The organism is Mucilaginibacter pallidiroseus, assembly GCF_007846085.1.
GTDB classification, from domain to species: Bacteria; Bacteroidota; Bacteroidia; order Sphingobacteriales; family Sphingobacteriaceae; genus Mucilaginibacter; species Mucilaginibacter pallidiroseus.
The window spans coordinates 95,204-113,927 of sequence record NZ_VOEJ01000009.1 but is presented as its reverse complement, the minus strand read 5'-3'; the positions used below and the strand labels follow the sequence as shown (position 1 = coordinate 113,927).

General features: G+C 42.8%; 18 protein-coding genes and 1 pseudogene. 9 read left to right on the top strand and 10 right to left on the bottom strand.

The window, feature by feature from the left end; genetic code table 11:
• Window positions 1-3: 3 nt before the first annotated feature.
• The 7 genes and pseudogenes from FPZ43_RS17235 to FPZ43_RS19755 form a co-directional block, all read left to right on the top strand.
• Entirely contained in the window at window positions 4-666 is a 663-nt protein-coding gene (locus tag FPZ43_RS17235) for an acyltransferase (protein ID WP_146383182.1), read from the top strand.
• Window positions 666-1,937: a hypothetical protein gene (locus FPZ43_RS17230; RefSeq protein WP_146383181.1), complete on the top strand. Its 1,272-nt coding sequence runs from the start codon at window positions 666-668 to the stop codon at window positions 1,935-1,937. Before FPZ43_RS17235 ends, FPZ43_RS17230 begins: the two co-directional genes overlap by 1 nt.
• Before the next feature lie 11 nt (window positions 1,938-1,948).
• Window positions 1,949-2,716, top strand: a complete 768-nt coding sequence (locus tag FPZ43_RS17225) for a glycosyltransferase family 2 protein (protein ID WP_146383180.1) — start codon at window positions 1,949-1,951, stop codon at window positions 2,714-2,716.
• A 3-nt stretch (window positions 2,717-2,719) separates the two neighbouring features.
• Entirely contained in the window at window positions 2,720-4,012 is a 1,293-nt protein-coding gene (locus tag FPZ43_RS17220) for a glycosyltransferase family 4 protein (RefSeq protein ID WP_146383179.1), read from the top strand.
• A 3-nt stretch (window positions 4,013-4,015) separates the two neighbouring features.
• Window positions 4,016-5,161, top strand: coding sequence for a glycosyltransferase family 4 protein (locus FPZ43_RS17215; protein WP_146383178.1), 1,146 nt, complete (start codon window positions 4,016-4,018; stop codon window positions 5,159-5,161).
• The gene (locus tag FPZ43_RS17210; RefSeq protein ID WP_146383177.1) at window positions 5,136-5,861 is read left to right on the top strand and encodes an acyltransferase; all 726 of its coding nucleotides are present in this window, start codon (window positions 5,136-5,138) and stop codon (window positions 5,859-5,861) included. Before FPZ43_RS17215 ends, FPZ43_RS17210 begins: the two co-directional genes overlap by 26 nt.
• Before the next feature lie 354 nt (window positions 5,862-6,215).
• A pseudogene (locus FPZ43_RS19755) lies at window positions 6,216-6,416 on the top strand (hypothetical protein); the annotation flags it as partial.
• On the opposite strand, the gene FPZ43_RS17200 reads toward FPZ43_RS19755, so the two are convergent.
• Complete coding sequence (locus tag FPZ43_RS17200; protein ID WP_146383176.1) at window positions 6,413-7,078, bottom strand: acyltransferase; 666 nt, start codon at window positions 7,076-7,078, stop codon at window positions 6,413-6,415. The pseudogene FPZ43_RS19755 and the gene FPZ43_RS17200 overlap by 4 nt on opposite strands.
• Window positions 7,079-7,371: 293 nt before the next feature.
• Here FPZ43_RS17200 and FPZ43_RS17195 point away from each other — a divergent pair, with 293 nt between their 5' ends.
• Together FPZ43_RS17195 and FPZ43_RS17190 are read left to right on the top strand one after the other, a co-directional pair.
• Window positions 7,372-8,535 carry a DUF1972 domain-containing protein gene (locus FPZ43_RS17195; protein ID WP_146383175.1) on the top strand — a complete coding sequence of 388 codons (1,164 nt, stop codon included), beginning with the start codon at window positions 7,372-7,374 and terminating at the stop codon, window positions 8,533-8,535.
• Window positions 8,438-9,334: a polysaccharide biosynthesis/export family protein gene (locus FPZ43_RS17190; protein ID WP_146383174.1), complete on the top strand. Its 897-nt coding sequence runs from the start codon at window positions 8,438-8,440 to the stop codon at window positions 9,332-9,334. The genes FPZ43_RS17195 and FPZ43_RS17190 overlap by 98 nt, the downstream gene beginning before the upstream one ends.
• A gap of 101 nt (window positions 9,335-9,435) precedes the next feature.
• On the opposite strand, the gene xrtY is transcribed toward FPZ43_RS17190, so the two are convergent.
• From xrtY to FPZ43_RS17145, 9 genes are read right to left on the bottom strand one after another with little or no spacing between them, the layout of a single operon-like run.
• Window positions 9,436-9,990: an exosortase Y gene (gene xrtY, locus FPZ43_RS17185; protein ID WP_146383173.1), complete on the bottom strand. Its 555-nt coding sequence runs from the start codon at window positions 9,988-9,990 to the stop codon at window positions 9,436-9,438.
• A complete protein-coding gene (locus FPZ43_RS17180) occupies window positions 9,968-10,843 on the bottom strand; it encodes a glycosyltransferase family 2 protein (protein ID WP_146383172.1) in 876 nt (291 codons plus the stop codon). The genes xrtY and FPZ43_RS17180 overlap by 23 nt, the downstream gene beginning before the upstream one ends.
• Window positions 10,840-11,460: a class I SAM-dependent methyltransferase gene (locus FPZ43_RS17175; protein ID WP_146383171.1), complete on the bottom strand. Its 621-nt coding sequence runs from the start codon at window positions 11,458-11,460 to the stop codon at window positions 10,840-10,842. Before FPZ43_RS17175 ends, FPZ43_RS17180 begins: the two co-directional genes overlap by 4 nt.
• Window positions 11,457-12,668: an XrtY-associated glycosyltransferase XYAG1 gene (locus tag FPZ43_RS17170; RefSeq protein ID WP_146383170.1), complete on the bottom strand. Its 1,212-nt coding sequence runs from the start codon at window positions 12,666-12,668 to the stop codon at window positions 11,457-11,459. Before FPZ43_RS17170 ends, FPZ43_RS17175 begins: the two co-directional genes overlap by 4 nt.
• A complete protein-coding gene (locus FPZ43_RS17165) occupies window positions 12,599-13,993 on the bottom strand; it encodes an exosortase Y-associated Wzy-like protein (RefSeq protein WP_146383169.1) in 1,395 nt (464 codons plus the stop codon). The genes FPZ43_RS17170 and FPZ43_RS17165 overlap by 70 nt, the downstream gene beginning before the upstream one ends.
• Before the next feature lie 27 nt (window positions 13,994-14,020).
• Window positions 14,021-15,175: a glycosyltransferase family 4 protein gene (locus FPZ43_RS17160; protein WP_146383168.1), complete on the bottom strand. Its 1,155-nt coding sequence runs from the start codon at window positions 15,173-15,175 to the stop codon at window positions 14,021-14,023.
• Window positions 15,176-16,468, bottom strand: coding sequence for a glycosyltransferase family protein (locus FPZ43_RS17155; protein ID WP_261381123.1), 1,293 nt, complete (start codon window positions 16,466-16,468; stop codon window positions 15,176-15,178).
• The gene (locus FPZ43_RS17150; RefSeq protein WP_146383167.1) at window positions 16,465-17,688 is read right to left on the bottom strand and encodes a glycosyltransferase family protein; all 1,224 of its coding nucleotides are present in this window, start codon (window positions 17,686-17,688) and stop codon (window positions 16,465-16,467) included. The genes FPZ43_RS17155 and FPZ43_RS17150 overlap by 4 nt, the downstream gene beginning before the upstream one ends.
• A complete protein-coding gene (locus tag FPZ43_RS17145) occupies window positions 17,685-18,713 on the bottom strand; it encodes a glycosyltransferase family 4 protein (RefSeq protein WP_146383166.1) in 1,029 nt (342 codons plus the stop codon). Before FPZ43_RS17145 ends, FPZ43_RS17150 begins: the two co-directional genes overlap by 4 nt.
• Between the last annotated feature and the right edge of the window lie 11 nt (window positions 18,714-18,724).

The window sequence follows — 18,724 nt, the reverse complement described above, 5'->3', positions numbered from 1 at the left end:
ACCATGAGTTTAGCAAACGTCATCAGAAAAGCATACAGGGGTTTGAGGGTACTTTACTACGGTTGTGCACGCAGATATTCTTGGGTAATAACTTGTTTTAAGTTTCACCTGAATGCGGTCGACTTTAAAAAGGACTTTGTGAGTTACGGTGTGCCCATAGTTGACATTAACCTGAAAGGCAGGTTTAAAGTGGGGCATGGTTTCAGGTTCAATAGCGGTAAATACCATGCCATGGGCGGAAGGCAGCAGCAATGTTATTTTGTAGCCGGCCCGGGTGCCGAAATAATAATAGGTGATAACGTAGGCCTTACATCAGCTGCTATTATCAGCCGTAAACGCATCGTTATTGAAGATAACGTCAAAATTGGCATAAATACCGTCATCTATGATACTGATTTCCACTCGCTTTATGCCGAAATGCGTAACAGTGTACCCGAGCGTATAGACGGTGTGCGCTGCGCCGACGTGCATATTAAAGAAGGAGCTTTTATAGGTGGGCACAGCACGATACTAAAAGGAGTTACTATAGGTAAAAACTCAATTGTTGGCGCAGGCTCGGTAGTTTTTGAGAGCATTCCCGATGAGCAGATATGGATTGGCAACCCGGCAAAATTTGTGCGCAATACTTACGGCAACCTTTATCCGTCAGAACAACAAACAGCATAATGTTAAACAAACGCATATACCCGCTTATGCTAATGATACTGGTGCTGGCATCCTTTTTCAGGATGCAGGCGGTGGTATTGGGTATATCATGCCTGGTTATTGCCATCCCCATGAAAAAGCATTTTGCGGCTTTAAAGGTGGTGCGGCTTTTTGCTGTTTTGCTGATACCCGCCGTGCTTGGTTTTATCAATGGTTACAAAAACAACAACTATCTTATACTTAAGGATATGTACTATTTTACGGTGCCGGTAATGCTTATTCTTAGCGGCATTATTTTGGCTTGCCGGTTGGATATCAAGTACTTTCTTAAAACACTTGTTTTTACAGGTGTAATAACGTCGGTAGTAGTTACAGGTATATCTATCGACTATATGGGGCCACGCGCCTTGCTTGATCCGTATGCTGCGCATTATGCGGTAGGTATCGTCGGGGCTCCTGGCCCGCCGTTGGCATTAGCGTGTTTGCTGCTTACATATAAGTTTCATATCCGCTTGTTTACACCATTTTGGTTCAGGCTGCTTACCGGCGTAAATGCTTTTGGCATGTACATGTTTGCATCGCGCACGTACGCTTTAATCTTATTGTGCTTCTTATTCCTGCTGGTGGCCGACAGGGTAAAAAAAGTATGGATTTTCCCGGCGATATTGTTTTTAATAGTTGCATTCACCTTTCTGCCAGTATTGTCATTTGATGCAGGTGCCTCAGAAAGCTTTGTAGGCAAAACGCTGCACTCCTTTAGTGAGCTTACCATAGGCGATTACAATACCGACGAGGATATCAACACTCGTTATCGCGGTTACGAGGCCTTTATGGCTTTGCGCGGTTACCTGGAAGGCAGCACGCAGGACCAGGTTTTTGGCGAAATGGGTAAACTTATCAACCTAAGAACATTTGTAAGGCTGGGTCAGGATACTGATTTTCAGTATATCCCTGTGCTGCATAACGGCTGGCTTTATATACTAGTTAAAACAGGTGCATTAGGGGTGATTTGTTATCTCAGCTTATTTTTTGGGATTGTTTTAATGAACTGGCGCATTTATGCCAATCGCGCCGCTAAACCCATTGTGCGTTTGTTTGCCGCCCTAACCATTGGCTGTATACTAAGCCTGATGATAACAAACTACATAGTCACTGCATTTTTCAACATGGAAATGAGCATACTGATGATAACCCTTGGTTACAGTTACCTCAATTTTCATTCATTATTATATAAGATACGGGTTGCCAGAAAGGCAATAACCTATGAATATGCCGATATGCAACCAGCTTGACAATTACTACTATGGAAAATTTTATTGAAGGCCTACCCAAAGTGAGCATTGTAACCGTGGTTTACAATGCAGTACAAACTGTTGAAGATACAGTGCTGAGCGTGCTGAATCAAACCTATCCGAATATAGAGTACATCGTTATCGACGGCGGATCTACCGATGGAACGCTCGAAGTTTTAAACAGGTACCAGGACCGCATAACACGTTTTGTTAGCGAACCTGATAAGGGCATTGCCGATGGTTTTAACAAAGGGATTGCCCTGGCCAGCGGCGACTGGATAGGCATGATAAATGCCGACGACTGGTATGAGCCCAACGCGGTTGAATTGATAATGAAGGCTGTGAGTGTAGAGGACAACGTATGCTGCGGAAACATTATGCTGATGGGTAAGAATGGCTACAAAAGACTGAAAAAAAGCAAGGTAAACCGGCTAAACTTTGGCATGTACATTATGCACCCAAGTTGTTTTATACGCAAACGGGTATATAATGCAATAGGTAACTACAACATCACCCTTAAAATAGCCATGGATTTTGAAATGCTGATGCGCATCAGGGCAGCCGGCTATCAAATTAAATACATCAATAAGTTAATAGCCAACATGAGGGTAGGCGGCGCAAGCGGCAATGTATGGCAAATGCACAAAGAAGAAATGGCTGTGATGCGCCTTTTTTTAAGAGGGCGATCTTATAGTCTCTCATACATATTTAAAAAGCTGGATATGATAAGGTGGCGGTATTTTTACAAGGATCCGTTTGGCGCGGTGCAACATCAATAGGAGATGAGAAAAAAGATCTTGATATCTGCCTATGCGGTTTCTCCCTATCGTGGCTCTGAGTATGGCGCCGCGTGGAATACAATTAACTATCTGGCAAAAAAGCACGATGTATGGGTGCTCTACGGCATGTCTGACGATCATATGGGTGATACCCAAACTTTGCGCAAATACATGGCAGAAACGCCTGTGCCCAACGTCACATTTGTTGAAGTAGGTGCAAGCAGGCTTGCTAACACTATCAATTTGCTCAATAAAGCAGGCGCGGGTTGGTTTTTCTACTTCGCATACTACCTCTGGCAAAAAGCGGCATTACGTACAGCCAGAGCACTATCTGCAAATATTGATTTTGATGTGGTGCACCAGTTGGGGCCAATCGGTTACCGGGAGCCGGGCTTTTTGTGGCAACTAAAAAAGCCAATGGTTTGGGGGCCTATAGGCGGCATGATGAAGATTGATGACAGGCTGATAAAGGATATGCCATTACGCTCAAGGCTACAATTCAAAGCCAAAAATTTGATTAATTACTTTCAGCTCAATTACTCAACACGCATTAAAGACGCGTTTAAAAGGGCTGATGTATTGATTGCTGCAACCACTACTGGGCAGCGTACTATTAAAGAAAAGTTCGGTCGGGAAAGTTACCATTGGGCCGAACCCTGGCTCATAAAGGAACCAGAGTTGGACGCTACAAAATTCAGAAAGCTCGACAGCCAGGTTAAATTGGTTTGGGCTGGAACGCATAACGAACGTAAAAACATGAAGCTGTGCTTGCAGGCGCTCGCGGGGGTAAATTATAAAAACTGGGTGTTAAACGTATTGGGAACAGGACCCTTAACTGCCAGCCTAAAACAAATGGCAGCAGACTTGGGCATCAGTGATAAGATTAAGTGGCATGGCATGATTGACCGTAAAGAAGCCGTGCAAATTATGGCCGGATCGCACTTGCATATTGTAACCAGCATAGCCGAAGATAACCCTAACGTGGTGTTCGAGGCACTGAGTAACGCCGTGCCAACACTTACCATAAACCATTTTGGCATGGCTGATTTGGTTACCGAAAACAGCGGGTACAAAGTGAACAACGGTGCGTATCAGGATGTGCTTGCAGGTTTTGTACTGGTGTTGAACAGCATATTGGAAAACCCTGTTCAGTTGATTGAAAAAGCGGAAGCAACTTTGCACTGCGCAGCTGTGCACAACTGGCAAAAAAGGCTGGCACGGCTCGATGGGTTTTATGAAGAAGCCATTAACGTTTACCACGCCCGGGCCAATAAAGGGCAATTAGTTGCTGTGTAGCATATGACGGGCGGGCGTGACAAAATAAAGATAGGCATTGATGCCAAATGGTATTTTGAAGGCCCTCCAAGCGGGCATGTTGTGGTGCGTAATCTGGTTAATAATGTTTTAGCTAACCCACTAGGCTTTGATATTTACCTGATACTAAACAGCAAGGATAAACAGCTGGCGAGGGAAACTTTTGATAAATCGGTGAAGCTGATATTTCTACCGGGTTTGCCAAATTTATTATTAAACATGTTGGCGCTGCCGCTTGCGGCGCGCAGGTATAAACTGGATATTGTCGTTTATCAAAACTTTGGAAGCTTTTGGCCGGCTAAGTTATTTAAGGTGGCATACATCCACGATGTGTTGTTCTTGGATATGCCAAAATACTACACACGTGGCGAGCGGTTTTACTTTAAAAAGATGACCAGCCTTGCACGTGCGGCAAATATGATCATCACGATATCCAATCACGAAAAGCGGCGTATTGTTGATCATCAAATTGCTGCTGAAGGTGATGTTAAAGTGGTGCACCATGGAGTTGACGAAAACTTTAAACCACTTAGTGATTACCCGGAAGCGGAGGTAAAAGAGGTTGAAGAGCGTTACCGGCTACCGGCGCAATACATACTGTATGTAGGCAGGGTAAATGTGCGTAAAAATATAAGCAAGCTGATAACAGCTATGCCGCTCATCAAATCAAAAATACAGATGCTGATAGTGGGCGAGAGGGGTGCCGAAACCAGCGTTTTGCAAAGGCAGATAGCGGAGCTCGATTTAAACAACAGGGTGATATTTACGGGCCACGTGCCGCTTGCCGATCTGTATATTATTTATGCGAGGGCGACAGTTTTTTGTTTTCCCTCATTTGCGGAAGGCTTTGGTCTACCGCCGCTCGAGGCCATGAAATGCGGAGTGCCTGTAGTGGTGTCAAACCGTACTGCCATGCCCGAGGTTTGCGGCGATGCCGCAGTTTATATTAACCCGGACGAGCCTGTACATATTGCGCTGAAAATAAGTGAACTACTGGGCGACCGCATCTATTACGCTCAAAAGGTGGCAGCAGGGCTAAAACATGTAAAGCAGTTTACATGGCAACGTGCAGCAAACTTACTTTTAACATTAATTGCCGAAGCTTATGCTTATAGAAAACATCATTCGTAAACTAAAAGGCAACCCCGATTACAAATGGGAGAGCAATTATACGCTGCGCGATTTGTTTGTGATAACCGCCACCCGGCTGCACCAGGTAATGCGCGGAGGCTGGCACAAACTGTTTTTGAAAAGGTCGGCAGGATTATTTTTTGTGGGCTATAATGTAAAGCTCAAGCACGCTTATCAGGTATCGGCCGGGCGAAACTTTATTGTGGACGATAACGTGTATATCAACGCGCTATCATCCAACGGAATTGTAATTGGCGATAATGTATCCATAGCGCGTGATTGTACCTTGATATGTACAGGCATAGTATCACAAAAGGGCGTAGGCATTTCAATAGGTAACAATACAGGTATAAATGCAGGCACATACCTTGCCGGGCAGGGAGGCATTGAAATTGGCGAACATGTAATTATCGGGCCCGGGGTTAAGGTGTTTTCGGAGAACCATAATTTTTCTGACTCCGGCAAAGCGATAAAAGATCAGGGGGTGGCCCGCAGCAAAGTCACTATTCAAAGCAATTGCTGGATAGGCGCTAACACTGCCATTTTGGCAGGCGTAAACATTGGCGAGGGCTGCGTAATAGCAGCAGGGAGTATTGTAACCAAATCTGTACCAGCCAACTCGGTTGCGGCCGGCGTACCAGCCAGGGTTATCAAAAGCCGAACAGATTTTGATCGCGAAAATTCATTAAGGGCAGTGTAGAAAGCGTAGTTTATGAAATATCAGATACTTAAAATTAAAGGTGCGCTCATTTATATTATGCTGCGGTTTATAGCACGGCTGCCTTTTCACAGCTTGCGCATAGGTTTGCTTCGGCTTGTTGGAGCGAAAATTGGACGCTGCACAGGGGTTTACCGGGGCTTTGAGGTTAGGCGACCATCGAAATTAACTATTGGCAAAAGTAGTGTTGTAGGCCATGATGCCCTGCTGGATTCGCGCATGGGCTTAACTATAGGGAACAACGTCAATATTAGTAACCAGGTTATGATTTGGACGCTGCATCATGATTATAATGATGCGCTATTTTCAGAGACCGGGGCGCCGGTAGAAATTCAGGATTTCGCCTGGATCTGCTCAAGGGCAGTAATACTGCCCGGTGTAACTATTGGCAAAGGAGCTGTTGTGGCCGCGGGCGCTATAGTAACCAAAGATGTTATGCCTTTTACGGTTGTGGGCGGTGTACCTGCAAAGCCCATAGCAAAACGTAACAGAGGGCTAAGTTATAACTTAGGCAATGGCATTGTACCTATAATTTAAAACTCCCATGTGATATTACTTTTAAGCACACTTATAGGGTTCCCGCCAAAGACATTGTTTTCGCCGGTTAGCTTTTTCGCTATTAATGAAGTAGCTGCAATGACGCTTCCCGACGGAATTACCGATCCTTTTAAAATAGTACAACGGCATCCCACCCATATATTATCTCCAAATACAATTTCCTTTGGATGATTAAATTTAACACCGTCTTCATTATAAATATGATGAAAGTCGGTATCCATTACCATAGTTTCCCATGATAGCCCAACGTTGTTGCCGAACGTTATCTTTTTTTCGGCTACTATAATACACTCTGTGCTTGTAGTAAAATCATCGCCCACAATCACTTGTGCACCCTTGCTCACATTTATTTTGGAACCATGCATAATATAAGCACGGCCGTTAAATATCAAGTCGCCTTCCACGTTCCATATGGCGCGGCTACGTTTAAAGTCGGATACGCCTACCTCGCCGTATCCAATTTGTATAAGCGCCGTTCGTACCGGGCAGTTTATTGTAATGCTACCCTTTAACTTATGTAAAAGCACGTTCCTAGATACCATGACAGGGAACTTTATAGCGGTTTTTAAAGGGAAATATTTTAAGTTAAAGTAAATGGTCTTGAAATTAATGCGGCCTAAAAACTTCAGCACTTTTCCCATAGATAATAAATTTAGCTGTTTGGATCAGCATGATTTTTTCGTCCTCAAAATATCGCTAAATGGCGGTTTAGAGCATTTCGCTCTACACTTAGATTGCATCAAAAGGTTCGAATCGAGCGCCTTTTAGCTGTTTATTTCATTCACGTAACACCACTCTGTTCATTCCGTTCAAAGGCCTTTGATAGCTATTCAAAGGCCCTTTTTTACCTAATATTATAAAACTATACCCCTGTTTTATATAGCCGAACATTGAATGAACATTAATTGATCCAGCAAAATTTAAACGAGCCGTCATGAAAATTGCAATCATTGGTACCAGAGGAATACCTAACCACTACGGTGGATTTGAGCAGTGCGCAGAATACTTAGCAGTTGGTTTAGTAAAACGGGGGCACCATGTTGTGGTGTATAATTCGCACACGCACCCATACCAATATGGCGAATGGAACGGTGTGGAAATAAACCACCAGTACGACCCGGAACATAAGCTCGGTACAGCCGGCCAGTTTATCTACGACCTTAATTGTATTCGCGATCTCAGGAATCGCCGGTTTGACGTGATCTTACAACTTGGCTACACCAGTAGTTCGGTTTGGGGATGGTTAATGCCTCGGCAAAGGGCCGTTGTAACCACCAATATGGATGGGCTGGAGTGGATGCGATCAAAGTATTCTAAACCGGTACAGCGCTTTTTACATTATGCAGAAAAGCTGGCCGTTAAGTTTAGCGATCATTTGATAGCCGACTCGCCCGAAATTCAACGCTACCTTGAAAATAAATACGGTAGGCCCGCCACTTACATTCCTTACGGCGCGCAGGTATTTTATAATGCCGACGAAGACGTTTTGCATGATTATGATCTGCAACCTTACAATTACGACATGCTGGTGGCACGCATGGAGCCCGAGAATAGTGTGGAAATGATTTTGGACGGCGTTGCGCTTGCCGAGCAAAGCAGGCCGTTTCTGGTTGTAGGCTGCGGCAAAAATAGTTTCTCGGTTTACCTGCGGGACAAATTCAAAGCCTGCCCCAACATCAGGTTTTATGATGGTATCTATAATATGGATAAGCTCAATAACCTGCGTTATTACTCGAACATATATTTTCATGGGCACACGGTAGGTGGTACCAATCCATCATTGCTCGAAGCAATGGCCTCAAATGCACTGGTATGTGCACATAACAACAAATTTAACAGTGCAGTACTTAACGATGACGGGCTTTATTTTAGAAATTCAACAGAAGTTGCGCAGCATTTGTCGGGCACTGCTAAAAGCACGGGCTTGTTTGATGATATGCTGCAAAACAATATCAGAAAAATTAAGGATGTGTATAGCATATCAAATATCGTAACAGCTTATGAGGCGCATTTTGAAGCCATACTGCGCAAAGAAGCTACCGTTACGCCAATGTTTGCTCCACAGCCCGATGTTGCGCTTGTTGCCAAAAACTCGTGAAATATATATGCTTAAAAAACCTGTCACGCCGATTCCAAAACCTGTTTTACTATTAAGCTTATGTATCGTACTGCTTTGTGCCTGTTCTTCCAGGCAAAATCAATTGCTTTTTCAACGCAAAACAGCAGTTATTGATACAGCAGCGTTTGCACATTTGCCTGTGTATAAAATAAGGCCGTTAGACATACTGCAAGTGAAAAACTTGCAAAGTATAAGTTTGATAGTTGATGACGCGGCCATAAATCCTACCGGAAGCCGACCTACTGCAGCATCTGCTGATGCACCGGGCTACCAGGTAGAAGATGACGGAACCGTTGCCTTGCCCGTCATAGGGCGCGTAGCGGTGGCGGGGCTTACACGTATGGAAGCAGCACGTAAAATTGAGGATCTTTATAAAAAGAAGCTCATAAAAGATCCTATTATTGAACTAAAGGTAATGAACATGCGCATTACGGTTTTAGATGAAGTGCGCAGCCCGGGAACCATCCCTTTGGTTAACGACAGGGTACGGCTTATTGAAGCGCTGGGGCAGGCCGGCGGACTAACAGACAAGGGTAACGAAAAGAATGTCAAGATTTTACGCGGCGATCCACGTAACCCGCAGGTAATAGAAGTGGATTTGGGCGATGTATCGTCGATAGCTAACCCTGTTACTATTTTGCAGAATCAGGATGTAGTGTATGTTGCTCAAAATAAACGTGCCATACGTAACGAGAACCTGCAAACATTTACAACAATTGCCCAACCGGCGTTACTGTTGCTAAATACTGCCCTGATTATATTTTCATTAAATAAATAGAGGTTAAATTGTACGTATTGTGTGATAAGTGCGAGCCACTTAAATTGAAAAAGCCATCTTGTGAAAGATGGCTTTTCGCTTATAAAAATACGGGTAAAATATCAGGTTCTCATCGCCAAAAGTTTATCCTGCCTGCGTATATAAAAATATAGGCTTATAGCAATAATGATGTACATAACGATATTGTAGATGGTGTGATGGTCTGATATGTAAACTTTGCTATGCCGCCAATAAAGTGCCAGCAACATAAAACGGCAAAGGTTAAGGGCCTGTATGCACAGTAAACCAGCTATACCAAATATAAGTTTGCCTTTTAATGTGGCCGGGTAAGCTAATACAAAGGCAATAAAAAAACACATCACGCCAAAGCCAAGGCAATCATAACCTACAAGAATTACATTGTGGCCCACAACAAGCATTTCAATGTCGGTGGTTTTTGTAGTGTAGCCAAGTAACTGCAATATACCCGAACTGCTTTGCAAAAGCACATGCCGTAAGCCTTGTATAAAATTAAGGTGCTTATCTAAAAACTTAAAGTACGGCCCCCCTGGTGTTACAATGCTGAGGTAGCCAACATAAAAACCGTACAGCAGCGCAAATAAGCACAAAAATGTGATTACAAAAGTCAGCGGTTTATTGGCCCGTTCGGCTGGCATTTTTTTCTTTCTTCAAAAGTTCGTCGATTTTAATATCCACCACAAGCCTAAACCAAAAGCCCTGCATAAAATGGAATATGATACCGGTACGCCCATCTAAAATACCTAATTTAAAGATAATCCGGTAAATAAAATACAGCATTGGCCGCGTATAGCGCGGTAATTTCCACCACAGCTGTTTAAGGTAAGCTGTGCGTTCGTCCGGTGATCCCCAAAAACGGGCTTGCAGTGTTTGATTGCGCGTCTTTGCAAGGCGTTCCACCTCTTCAACTGCTACCAAATCACTATACATATTATGCTTAGCTATCCAAAAACTGATCTTATTTTCCTTTAAATTTTCTTCCAGTATGATGCCATCTTTCCAAATCAAAGTTTTGCCCGGAACAATAAAACGATGGTCCATATTTTCATTCAGATCTGAATAACCAACTTCATGCCTGAACATCTTCAGCAAGTAAAAAGGGTAGTAGCCGCCATGCTTTATCCACCTGCCTTTAAAGAAATTTTTTCGGTTAAAATAAATCCCGTTTATACCAGCAAAGTCTTCGCTTTTAAAAGCTGACAGTTTGGTGTATAATTCGGGTGTGATTACCTGGTCGGCATCAAGGCAAATTACCCAGGGGGTGGTAATGCTAAAGGTAGTTAAGGCATGATGCCATTGCTTGGGGTGGTTAATAAAAGCATTGCTGGCCACATGTGCCCCGGCTGCAGCGGCAATGCTCAATGTATTATCATCACTGCCCGAGTCAAGGATATAGGTAGCCGCGTTTAAACCATCCAAAGATGCCAGCAAGCGCGGCAAATGCACTTCCTCGTTGTAGGTTAATATAATGAATGAGAAGTGCTGGTTCAATTTAACCTGGCTTTAATGATCATTGATTTCCATAGATAAGGTACGCGACCGCAACCCTCAAATTGAGTAACCCTAAAGCCGTACTGCTGCAAAAGTGTTGTTAGTGTATTTACCGACCAAAGTTTTATATGCCCACCCAGCCAGTTTGGGTTGGCGTGGGTATCCCATTTATTGAAGAGGCTAAGCACCAGGTTTTTTAGATAGCCATGATACGGCGTTGATAATATGATTTCGCCACCCGGTTGTAGCGTTTCTTTACAAAAGGCAACAAAAGCCGCCGGGTCATACAAATGCTCAATTACTTCGGTGGAAATGATGGTGTCAAACTTAATACTTTGTAGTTCAGCGGGTAATTTGCCCCTAGATAAATCCTGCAGAAAGAAGCGATCAGGATTATATCGCTTTGCTATCTCAATACCTTGCGCCGAGGCATCCGTTCCATAAGCATTATAACCCAAAGGCAAAAGTTTGTTTACTAAGTAGCCGTTACCGCAGCCCAAGTCCAATATGCTTGTGTTATGCTTGGCATTTAACATTTTAAGCAGCGGCGTAAACATATACTTAAAATTGTGTGTGATGCCATCGGTTTGAAAACCGTAATCGTTATAATCGCTCATTTAGATATTATCTGCCGGTAAAAATCAATGTATCGTTGGGTAAGCTGTGCTCCCGAAAAATCAGCAGTTACCCTGTCTGATGCTTCCTGCCTTATGCGCGCAAGCTGGTGGCCTTGGTTGATGTAAATCTCATTGATTGTGTTGGCGAGGTCGTTTGTATTTTGCTCGCAAACCCAACCTAATTTATTTTGCGCAACATAGCCCGCAAGACCAACGTGCTCACTTATTAATACGGCTGTACCCACACTTAGTGCTTCTACAACCACATTGCCAAAGTTTTCGTCGTACGATGGTAGCACAAGTAAATCATGTGCAGCAAGTACGTCAAATTTATCCATATCATGGAAGCCCACCCAGTTGATCCTATCGTCCAAACCAAGGCTGCTGACTTTGCCTTTAAGTTGATTAATGTATTCAATACTGCCGCTTCCAGCTATTGTAAGGCTAATAGGTGCATTGATTAACGGCAATGCATCAATGAAAATATCCAATCCCTTTTTTTCTTCAATGCGGGAAAAGAATAGCAGTTTAAGCACACCGGTACGTTGGGAGTGCGCTTTAGGTTTAAATATTGCACTGCCAAGTTTAACAAAATTGGGTATGTCTGTTATACTTAAAGGAGTAAGCAGCTTGGCAATTGCTATAGCCTCGTATGCGGAAGTGGCATGAATATGTGACTTTTGCAGCAGTTTTTTTCCAACTATTTCATGAATTAATTTCTTGACGCCCATGTTTTTGTTGCTAAAGGTATAGCTGCTTAACATACCGCGCGGGGATACAATAACCGGTACCTTTTTTATAACTGCTACAAGGCAGCTAAGAACCGAGACCAGGTTCCACCAGGCGTGGATATGAATGGCATCAAATTCGGCAGCGCGTTTCCATAGCGCTTTAAGTAGGGCAGGGGAAAAGTGCGTGTGATCTTTAGTGAGGCGTTTAAAATATGTTACCGGTACGCCATCCACGCTAGTTCGCAAACCGGCCTTTACGTCCAATTCGGTAGGGCCATTGGCTGTTGTTGTAAAAACTTCAATGGTTTGCCCGGACTTTACAAGTTCTTCACAAAGCGATGATACCGACATGGTTGGCCCGCCATAAATTACAGCCGGTTTATAGGCTGCTGTTACGTGTAATACTTTTAAACCTTCTTTAATATCTTGTATCTTAAAAATACCTTGTGTATTAGCAGCATACTGATGTAGCTCCAAAATACTACGTTGATGATAAACTCGAAACTCAGCCCGCGCCAAAAGATCTGAAATAATCCGCTAAATATAAGTGCTGTACCTAAAATGTACCCACCAAACAAATACTCCGCCTTTGTAGATATAAGTTGCGCGACGGCGCCATATGTAAATAAACTGACAAAGATTCCTAATACGCCGCCTGATAAGTATCCGTCAACAATATAGGCAGGCTTTGCAGATACATTGGAGTGAGGATTGATAACGCCGGCATCGTACACCCGCACCATCACAAGGGCTTCGGTGCTGGGCTTGGATGGCCAAAAAACTCTCGGTATTATCGCTATAAGTGATTGCTTCAACAGATCAAAGCCATAGTAATCAATCTTTGATGGCGTTGATTGCACGAAGGTTATAAACATATCTATCTCGCTAAGGCGGTAAACCAGGAAATCCCAGTTATCTGTTTGGCCGTCCAGCACTACATCTATCGACTGTTGAGCTGCCTCTTCACTGTCTGTATCTCCAGACCATGCCGCCTCTCTAAAACTGTTTACGTAAGCCGGCAACACCAAAAAACAAAAGAACAGTACCGGACCGAAAACAACCAGCACCAGTTTTTTATAGTTGGGATACAAAAATATACCCAGCACCATAATGCTGATTATAATAGGTTCTTTAAAACCCGACGTAAGCGCCTGGTAAAAGTTCAGGGCAAAAAGTACCAGGCATATGGCCGTGTTAGCGGCTTTTTTAAGCGGAATTGCAAACGCCAGTGCCAACGTGCCGGCAATAAAACTTAAGGAATTAAACTGGTTGGAAAATTGCGACAACCCAGGTATGTTGGTAAATAACGTTGCTAATGGTAAACTTATAAGAGCTACTTTTAAAAGCAAATTGGCAACTGTGCGAGTGTCAGTGTAATATTTTTTTTTGCCTGGATACTTCATGAAACAAAGTATGCCGCTAACAAATGCCGCGTGACCCAGGCAATAGTAACGCTGGCATTGAGCTACCAGGGCAACTTTATCTGTAGCAACGGGTACAAAATACGGTGTGGAAACAAAATTTACGTAACCCAAGGTGTTGAGCATGTAAAAAATGGATGTACAGCACATGTAGCCCGCAAAAATAATCTGCAATATAAATATAGGCCTCATTAATTGCGCGGCAACCTCCCTGTCATTAGGTATTGGTTTAACCCAGCCCGTAAGCGTTAGGAAAAAAATCAGAAACGAGCCCGCCCAGGCAATAAAGTAGGATAGTAAGGCATCTGAAATGCAAGCCAGTGAAAATATCCATGGTAAAAATAAAACTATAAGCCGCTCTATCTTTAAATCTTTGTTCATTGATAAATAATGGCGAAACCTGAAAGGCTACACGCCAAAGTTAGATACCGTTTCTTCAATTGCCGTAACAATATTTGTGAAATTAAATCTTTGGATGAGATTGAACGAATTACGCCCATATTGCTTAAGTGTATCCTTCGATGCAGTAAGCAGGGTAAGCTTTTTAATCAGATCATTTTTATCCCCCGCTTGGAAAGTAGCACCGTTAAAGCCATCTTTTACAAGATCTGGCGCGCAGCCGACTTTACTTGACACAAGTATAGCTTTGCCGCATGCCATAGCCTCATTTACAGCAAGCCCCCATGTTTCATTTGGCCCTCGTGACGGCAGGCAAAATAAATCAGCAGCCTGGTAAACAGCAGGCATTTCCGTTTGATTTTGGAACGGCATAAAATGAACGTTGCCCGCACTGGCGGCTTCATTTTTTAAAGCAATTTCGAGCATTCCGTCACCTACAAATAGCAAGTGGGTATTAGGAACGCAGGCTTCTTTAAAAGATTGTAATAACAATTGTGGATCTTTTTTATAGTCGAATTTGCCTGCGTAAAGTATAAGCGTTGCCGTTTCGGGGATGTTCAAATTCAATCTCAGATGTGCTGATTTTTTGGTGTGGGCTATGCTAAAGCGTTCGTTGTCTACGGCATGTGGTGCATAAACCAATTTTTTAACGCCGTATTTTTTGAAGTATGCCAAGGTGTTCTTGCCCGGATAAAGAGCAAAATCTATATGCCTGTAAACCCAGGTTAGGAGCAACTGTCGGAGCATTTTTTTAAGCGGCCGCACTTGGTCTATCAAAGTAGAGTCGCCCCGGAAAAGTACCGGTATGCGTCCTTTAAAATAGCGCATTGCTTTTAGATGGCTTTTGTAAGCCCACCCAAATATCAAAACGATATTCGCTCCCCAGCTTTCAATATCGGCCATTAATGACGGGTTGGCGATACCGTTATAGTGATGCGAACCCGGATTGCCAGATGTATTTTTCACAAAGATGTATGGGTACCCATCTAACAAAGGAATATCCCAGGTTATCTTTTTGCCAAACCCCGGATCGTATAGTGTTGTGCCTTCATGCCCGATTGTGTAGAAAACTTTTACGTTAATAGTACCACGACTATGTAAGAGCTTAAAAACCGGCGCATAGTATTGTATAGGATGCGTGGTTATAATAGCCAGTTTCTTCATTTAAAAAATGGGCAGATCATTATTGGCATATTTTATGGCTTGCTCAAAAAGCTGGCACTGCAGGCCAGTTTTATATTCTGCAGAATGCTCCTTAAGAACATCGGCATTAACGTATATAGTTTGGCTAGTTTTATTTAGGGCTCCATTTATGAAAGCTGTGATATTGTCTTCACTAATCGTATCAAAATCATAAGCTGTGTTTATACCTGCATCTTTCAAAATTTTAAGCGCCGAACTCTTTGGATGGAACAAACCTAATATGGGTTTACCTACCATAAGGTAAGGAAATATTTTTGATGCCGTGTACCTACTATCGTCCGATCCGGGAATAAATAATGCATCAGCATTTGAAAGGGTGTTTAAGGTGTGATAGTAACTCAAACGGTTGGTTTGTTCAATTACATATTGCTCAATGCCGTACTGCCTGGCCAATGCCTTAAAACTCGCCGTGCCTTTATTTGCTGGGGCATAACTGGTACCTATAAAGTATAACCTTACGTTTTTAAATTTATTGGGCTGTAGTTGCAGTAATTTTGATAGCGTACTAAATACCGGAGTAATTGCAGTATGCATATCAGCCCCACCGCGTCCTGCGTAAACTATGTTGATTTTACCTTTATCGAGTATTGACGGGAAGCTGTTTTCAAGCGCTACACCAACATCATCCTTATACATACCAAAGGTTATAGTGGCCGCGGGCACATTTTGCAAGTTAGGGTACCTATTTTTAAGCTGATCTGTATAGTCTTCCGATACGCTTATTAATCCGGAAACGGCTTTCATTGCAACAGGTTCCAAAAACTTGTTAAGGCGGTATGAAAACCAATATTTTGCAGGCTGCTCGTTTCTGGGTTTACCTTGGTAATAATTTGAATGCCAAGGATCTTGCATATCAATAACGTATGGCACTTTAAATTTATTTAGCCAATAGGGGCCCAGTACACAAACGGGAAATTGCGTTGTAGAGAAATAAATGAGATCAAACTTATTACAAGAAAGTAATTTATTAACATACGCCCTGTAAAATGGCAATGCACGTAAAGCAACAGCCCCTAAACCAATTTTTGAAGTAATACGCTTGTCCAACGATCTGACATAATGGATTTTTACTTCTTTGGGAACAAGTGTACAAAGCAAATCGTCGGTACCAATATCTGTGTATAGCGGCTGGACGGCAACAATTTCGGCTTCCCAGCCAAATTGTTTAAAATAAGGCAAACTTGTACGAACCCGGTGCATATCTGCAGCATTAACAGGGGCAAAATATGGCGAAATGATAAGTACTTTTTTCACTTTAGATGGCTATTAAATGCACTTAAGAAGGCCCTGCTTTCATTATCCCAGTTAAGGGTAGTTTGCCCAAGCTGGTAATTATAATGGCTGCATTGCTCCAGTAACTCCCTGTTACTTTCAAAAGTATCAACAGCCGCCATCAGCGCCGTGGCATTACCTTTGGGGTAACACATCCCGCTTTTTGGATATGTATTTATAAATTGTTGCTGCGCCTGCGTGTCACTTGCTATTATTGGCAGGCCACACTGCAGGTAGGTAAATATTTTGTTGGTTAGGCATATGTCCCTGTTAAGTGTGATGCCTGTCTCTGTCGCTAAACCAATATCGAAATGTGCTGTAAACGCAAGTAACTTACCCGGCGACATCGGTTCATGGATATGTATGCGATCAGCGGCAAGGTTGTTTGCCTGAGCCAAGCTATACAGCGTTTCGCGATAATTGCTTGTGCAACTGCCTAATAGATGCAATTCGATATCCTTGTTCATCAAACCCATGGCAACTATCACTTCTTCCAATCCGCGATCGCCACCGATGGTTTGTGAAAACCAAAACAGCTTGAGCGGGGATGTTTTTGATTTTGGCTGCCTTGTGGGAACCTCTCTGCTTGGAAATACATTATTTACTATTAAAGGCCTTAGGTAAGGATAAACCTGCTGGTAATTTGCTGCTATAAGCGGGCTTGCTGCCGTAAAGCTATCAACGAGCGGAAAATACTTTTCTTCAATATATTTATTAAGTAAATAACCCTTATTGGCAAAGCTATTAAATTGTGCCGAATGCATGTCTTCGGCATCATAGCCAACCTTTGCTCCGTTTGCTTTTGCGGCTATAACAGCTGCGGGCAGTGCGCCCAAATTATGTGCTATGTAAACGTCAGATTTGATTTTTTTTGCTAAGGCCAATGCTTCGGCATGTGTACGGCTTATGGCGTTTTCTGCAATATAGCTTCGCCTAAAAATCCCATACAACTTGAGGGCTAGTTTCTGGCGTACACGACTAACCCAATAAATTGCCTTCATATTCAGCGGATCACCACCACAGAGTATATATTTAACGCTAGAGCGACCAGTTATCTCGCTATCAAATTTAGTTGCCCAGTTCTGATAAAAGGCATAAATAACGTTTACCTTGTAACCTAAACTATCTAAAAGTTCAGCTTCTTTTATAAGTCGGGGATTAGTTGTGGGTTGCCCTGTAGTGATAAACGTTACCGTTTTCAAAGTGTGCTTATAGCTTTTTTGTACAAGTCTTGATATTGTGATGCCAAGACATCAGCGCTGAATTTTTCTTCAACAGTTTTGCGGCAATTAGCTCTATCAATATCCGAAACGTTATTGACCGCTTTCATCATTTCTTCAACTGTGTTGCATACAAAACCATTGTAACCGTTAATAACAACTTCGGGTACAGCGCCCCTGTTAAATCCTATAACAGGTGTTCCGCAGGCAAGAGCTTCTGTCATCACTATACCAAATGGCTCATCCCAGGTAACTGGCATTAACATGGCAGCGGCGCCATGCAACAAATCGTTTTTTTGTTTATCATCTACAGGGCCTATGTAAACGATCCGGGCATCATCTATATGCGGTTTAACTTCCTTTTCAAAATACAATCGATGGCTTGGCTCATTAGGAATGTTGCCAGCAATTATAAGGTTACGACCAGTTTTTAGTGCCACTTTTATAGCTACATCGGTACCTTTTTCTTTTTGAATCCGGCCCAAAAAAACCAATGGAGCATCGGGTTTTACAGTTTTGTTGAAATTGTAGTCTGATAAACTAACGCCATTATAAATTGTGCTGACATTGCAGTAAGCAGAAATTTGGTTAGCTATAAAATTGCTACAGGCTGTGAAATGCAGTGATTGAGACGGCGCTATTTTAACCGCTTTTTTAACCTGACTTATGGTAGGAGGTAATTGGTAACTAACAATTTTTGGAATTTTAAGCGCCATTAATAATGCCAAGTTGCTCATGCGCCCAAACGTATGCACCAAATCAAATCCTTTAAAAGCAATGCTCATGGTAAGCTTGTTAATTTTTATCATATCACCCAAGCCGTAGCGCTCACTTTCTGTGTAGCCAATCAGTTTGCAGCCAGGTTTTGATTGAGGATTAGCGTATAGTGTAACGTCGTGTCCTGCTTTTACCAACTCTTTTATCAGCATATATACAATACGCTCTATGCCTCCGTACTTATCAGGCGGAACGGGAATGAGCGGATTAACTATAAGGGCGATCTTCAAAAGATAATTGT

Bases quoted from the DNA above. Each gene is read 5' to 3' on its own strand.
- FPZ43_RS17235 (WP_146383182.1), top strand. From the start codon at position 4: ATGAGTTTAGCAAACGTCATCAGAAAAGCATACAGGGGTTTGAGGGTA.
- FPZ43_RS17230 (WP_146383181.1), top strand. From the start codon at position 666: ATGTTAAACAAACGCATATACCCGCTTATGCTAATGATACTGGTGCTG.
- FPZ43_RS17225 (WP_146383180.1), top strand. From the start codon at position 1,949: ATGGAAAATTTTATTGAAGGCCTACCCAAAGTGAGCATTGTAACCGTG.
- FPZ43_RS17220 (WP_146383179.1), top strand. From the start codon at position 2,720: ATGAGAAAAAAGATCTTGATATCTGCCTATGCGGTTTCTCCCTATCGT.
- FPZ43_RS17215 (WP_146383178.1), top strand. From the start codon at position 4,016: ATGACGGGCGGGCGTGACAAAATAAAGATAGGCATTGATGCCAAATGG.
- FPZ43_RS17210 (WP_146383177.1), top strand. From the start codon at position 5,136: ATGCTTATAGAAAACATCATTCGTAAACTAAAAGGCAACCCCGATTAC.
- FPZ43_RS17200 (WP_146383176.1), bottom strand. From the start codon at position 7,078: ATGGGAAAAGTGCTGAAGTTTTTAGGCCGCATTAATTTCAAGACCATT.
- FPZ43_RS17195 (WP_146383175.1), top strand. From the start codon at position 7,372: ATGAAAATTGCAATCATTGGTACCAGAGGAATACCTAACCACTACGGT.
- FPZ43_RS17190 (WP_146383174.1), top strand. From the start codon at position 8,438: ATGAGGCGCATTTTGAAGCCATACTGCGCAAAGAAGCTACCGTTACGC.
- xrtY (WP_146383173.1), bottom strand. From the start codon at position 9,990: ATGCCAGCCGAACGGGCCAATAAACCGCTGACTTTTGTAATCACATTT.
- FPZ43_RS17175 (WP_146383171.1), bottom strand. From the start codon at position 11,460: ATGAGCGATTATAACGATTACGGTTTTCAAACCGATGGCATCACACAC.
- FPZ43_RS17165 (WP_146383169.1), bottom strand. From the start codon at position 13,993: ATGAACAAAGATTTAAAGATAGAGCGGCTTATAGTTTTATTTTTACCA.
- FPZ43_RS17160 (WP_146383168.1), bottom strand. From the start codon at position 15,175: ATGAAGAAACTGGCTATTATAACCACGCATCCTATACAATACTATGCG.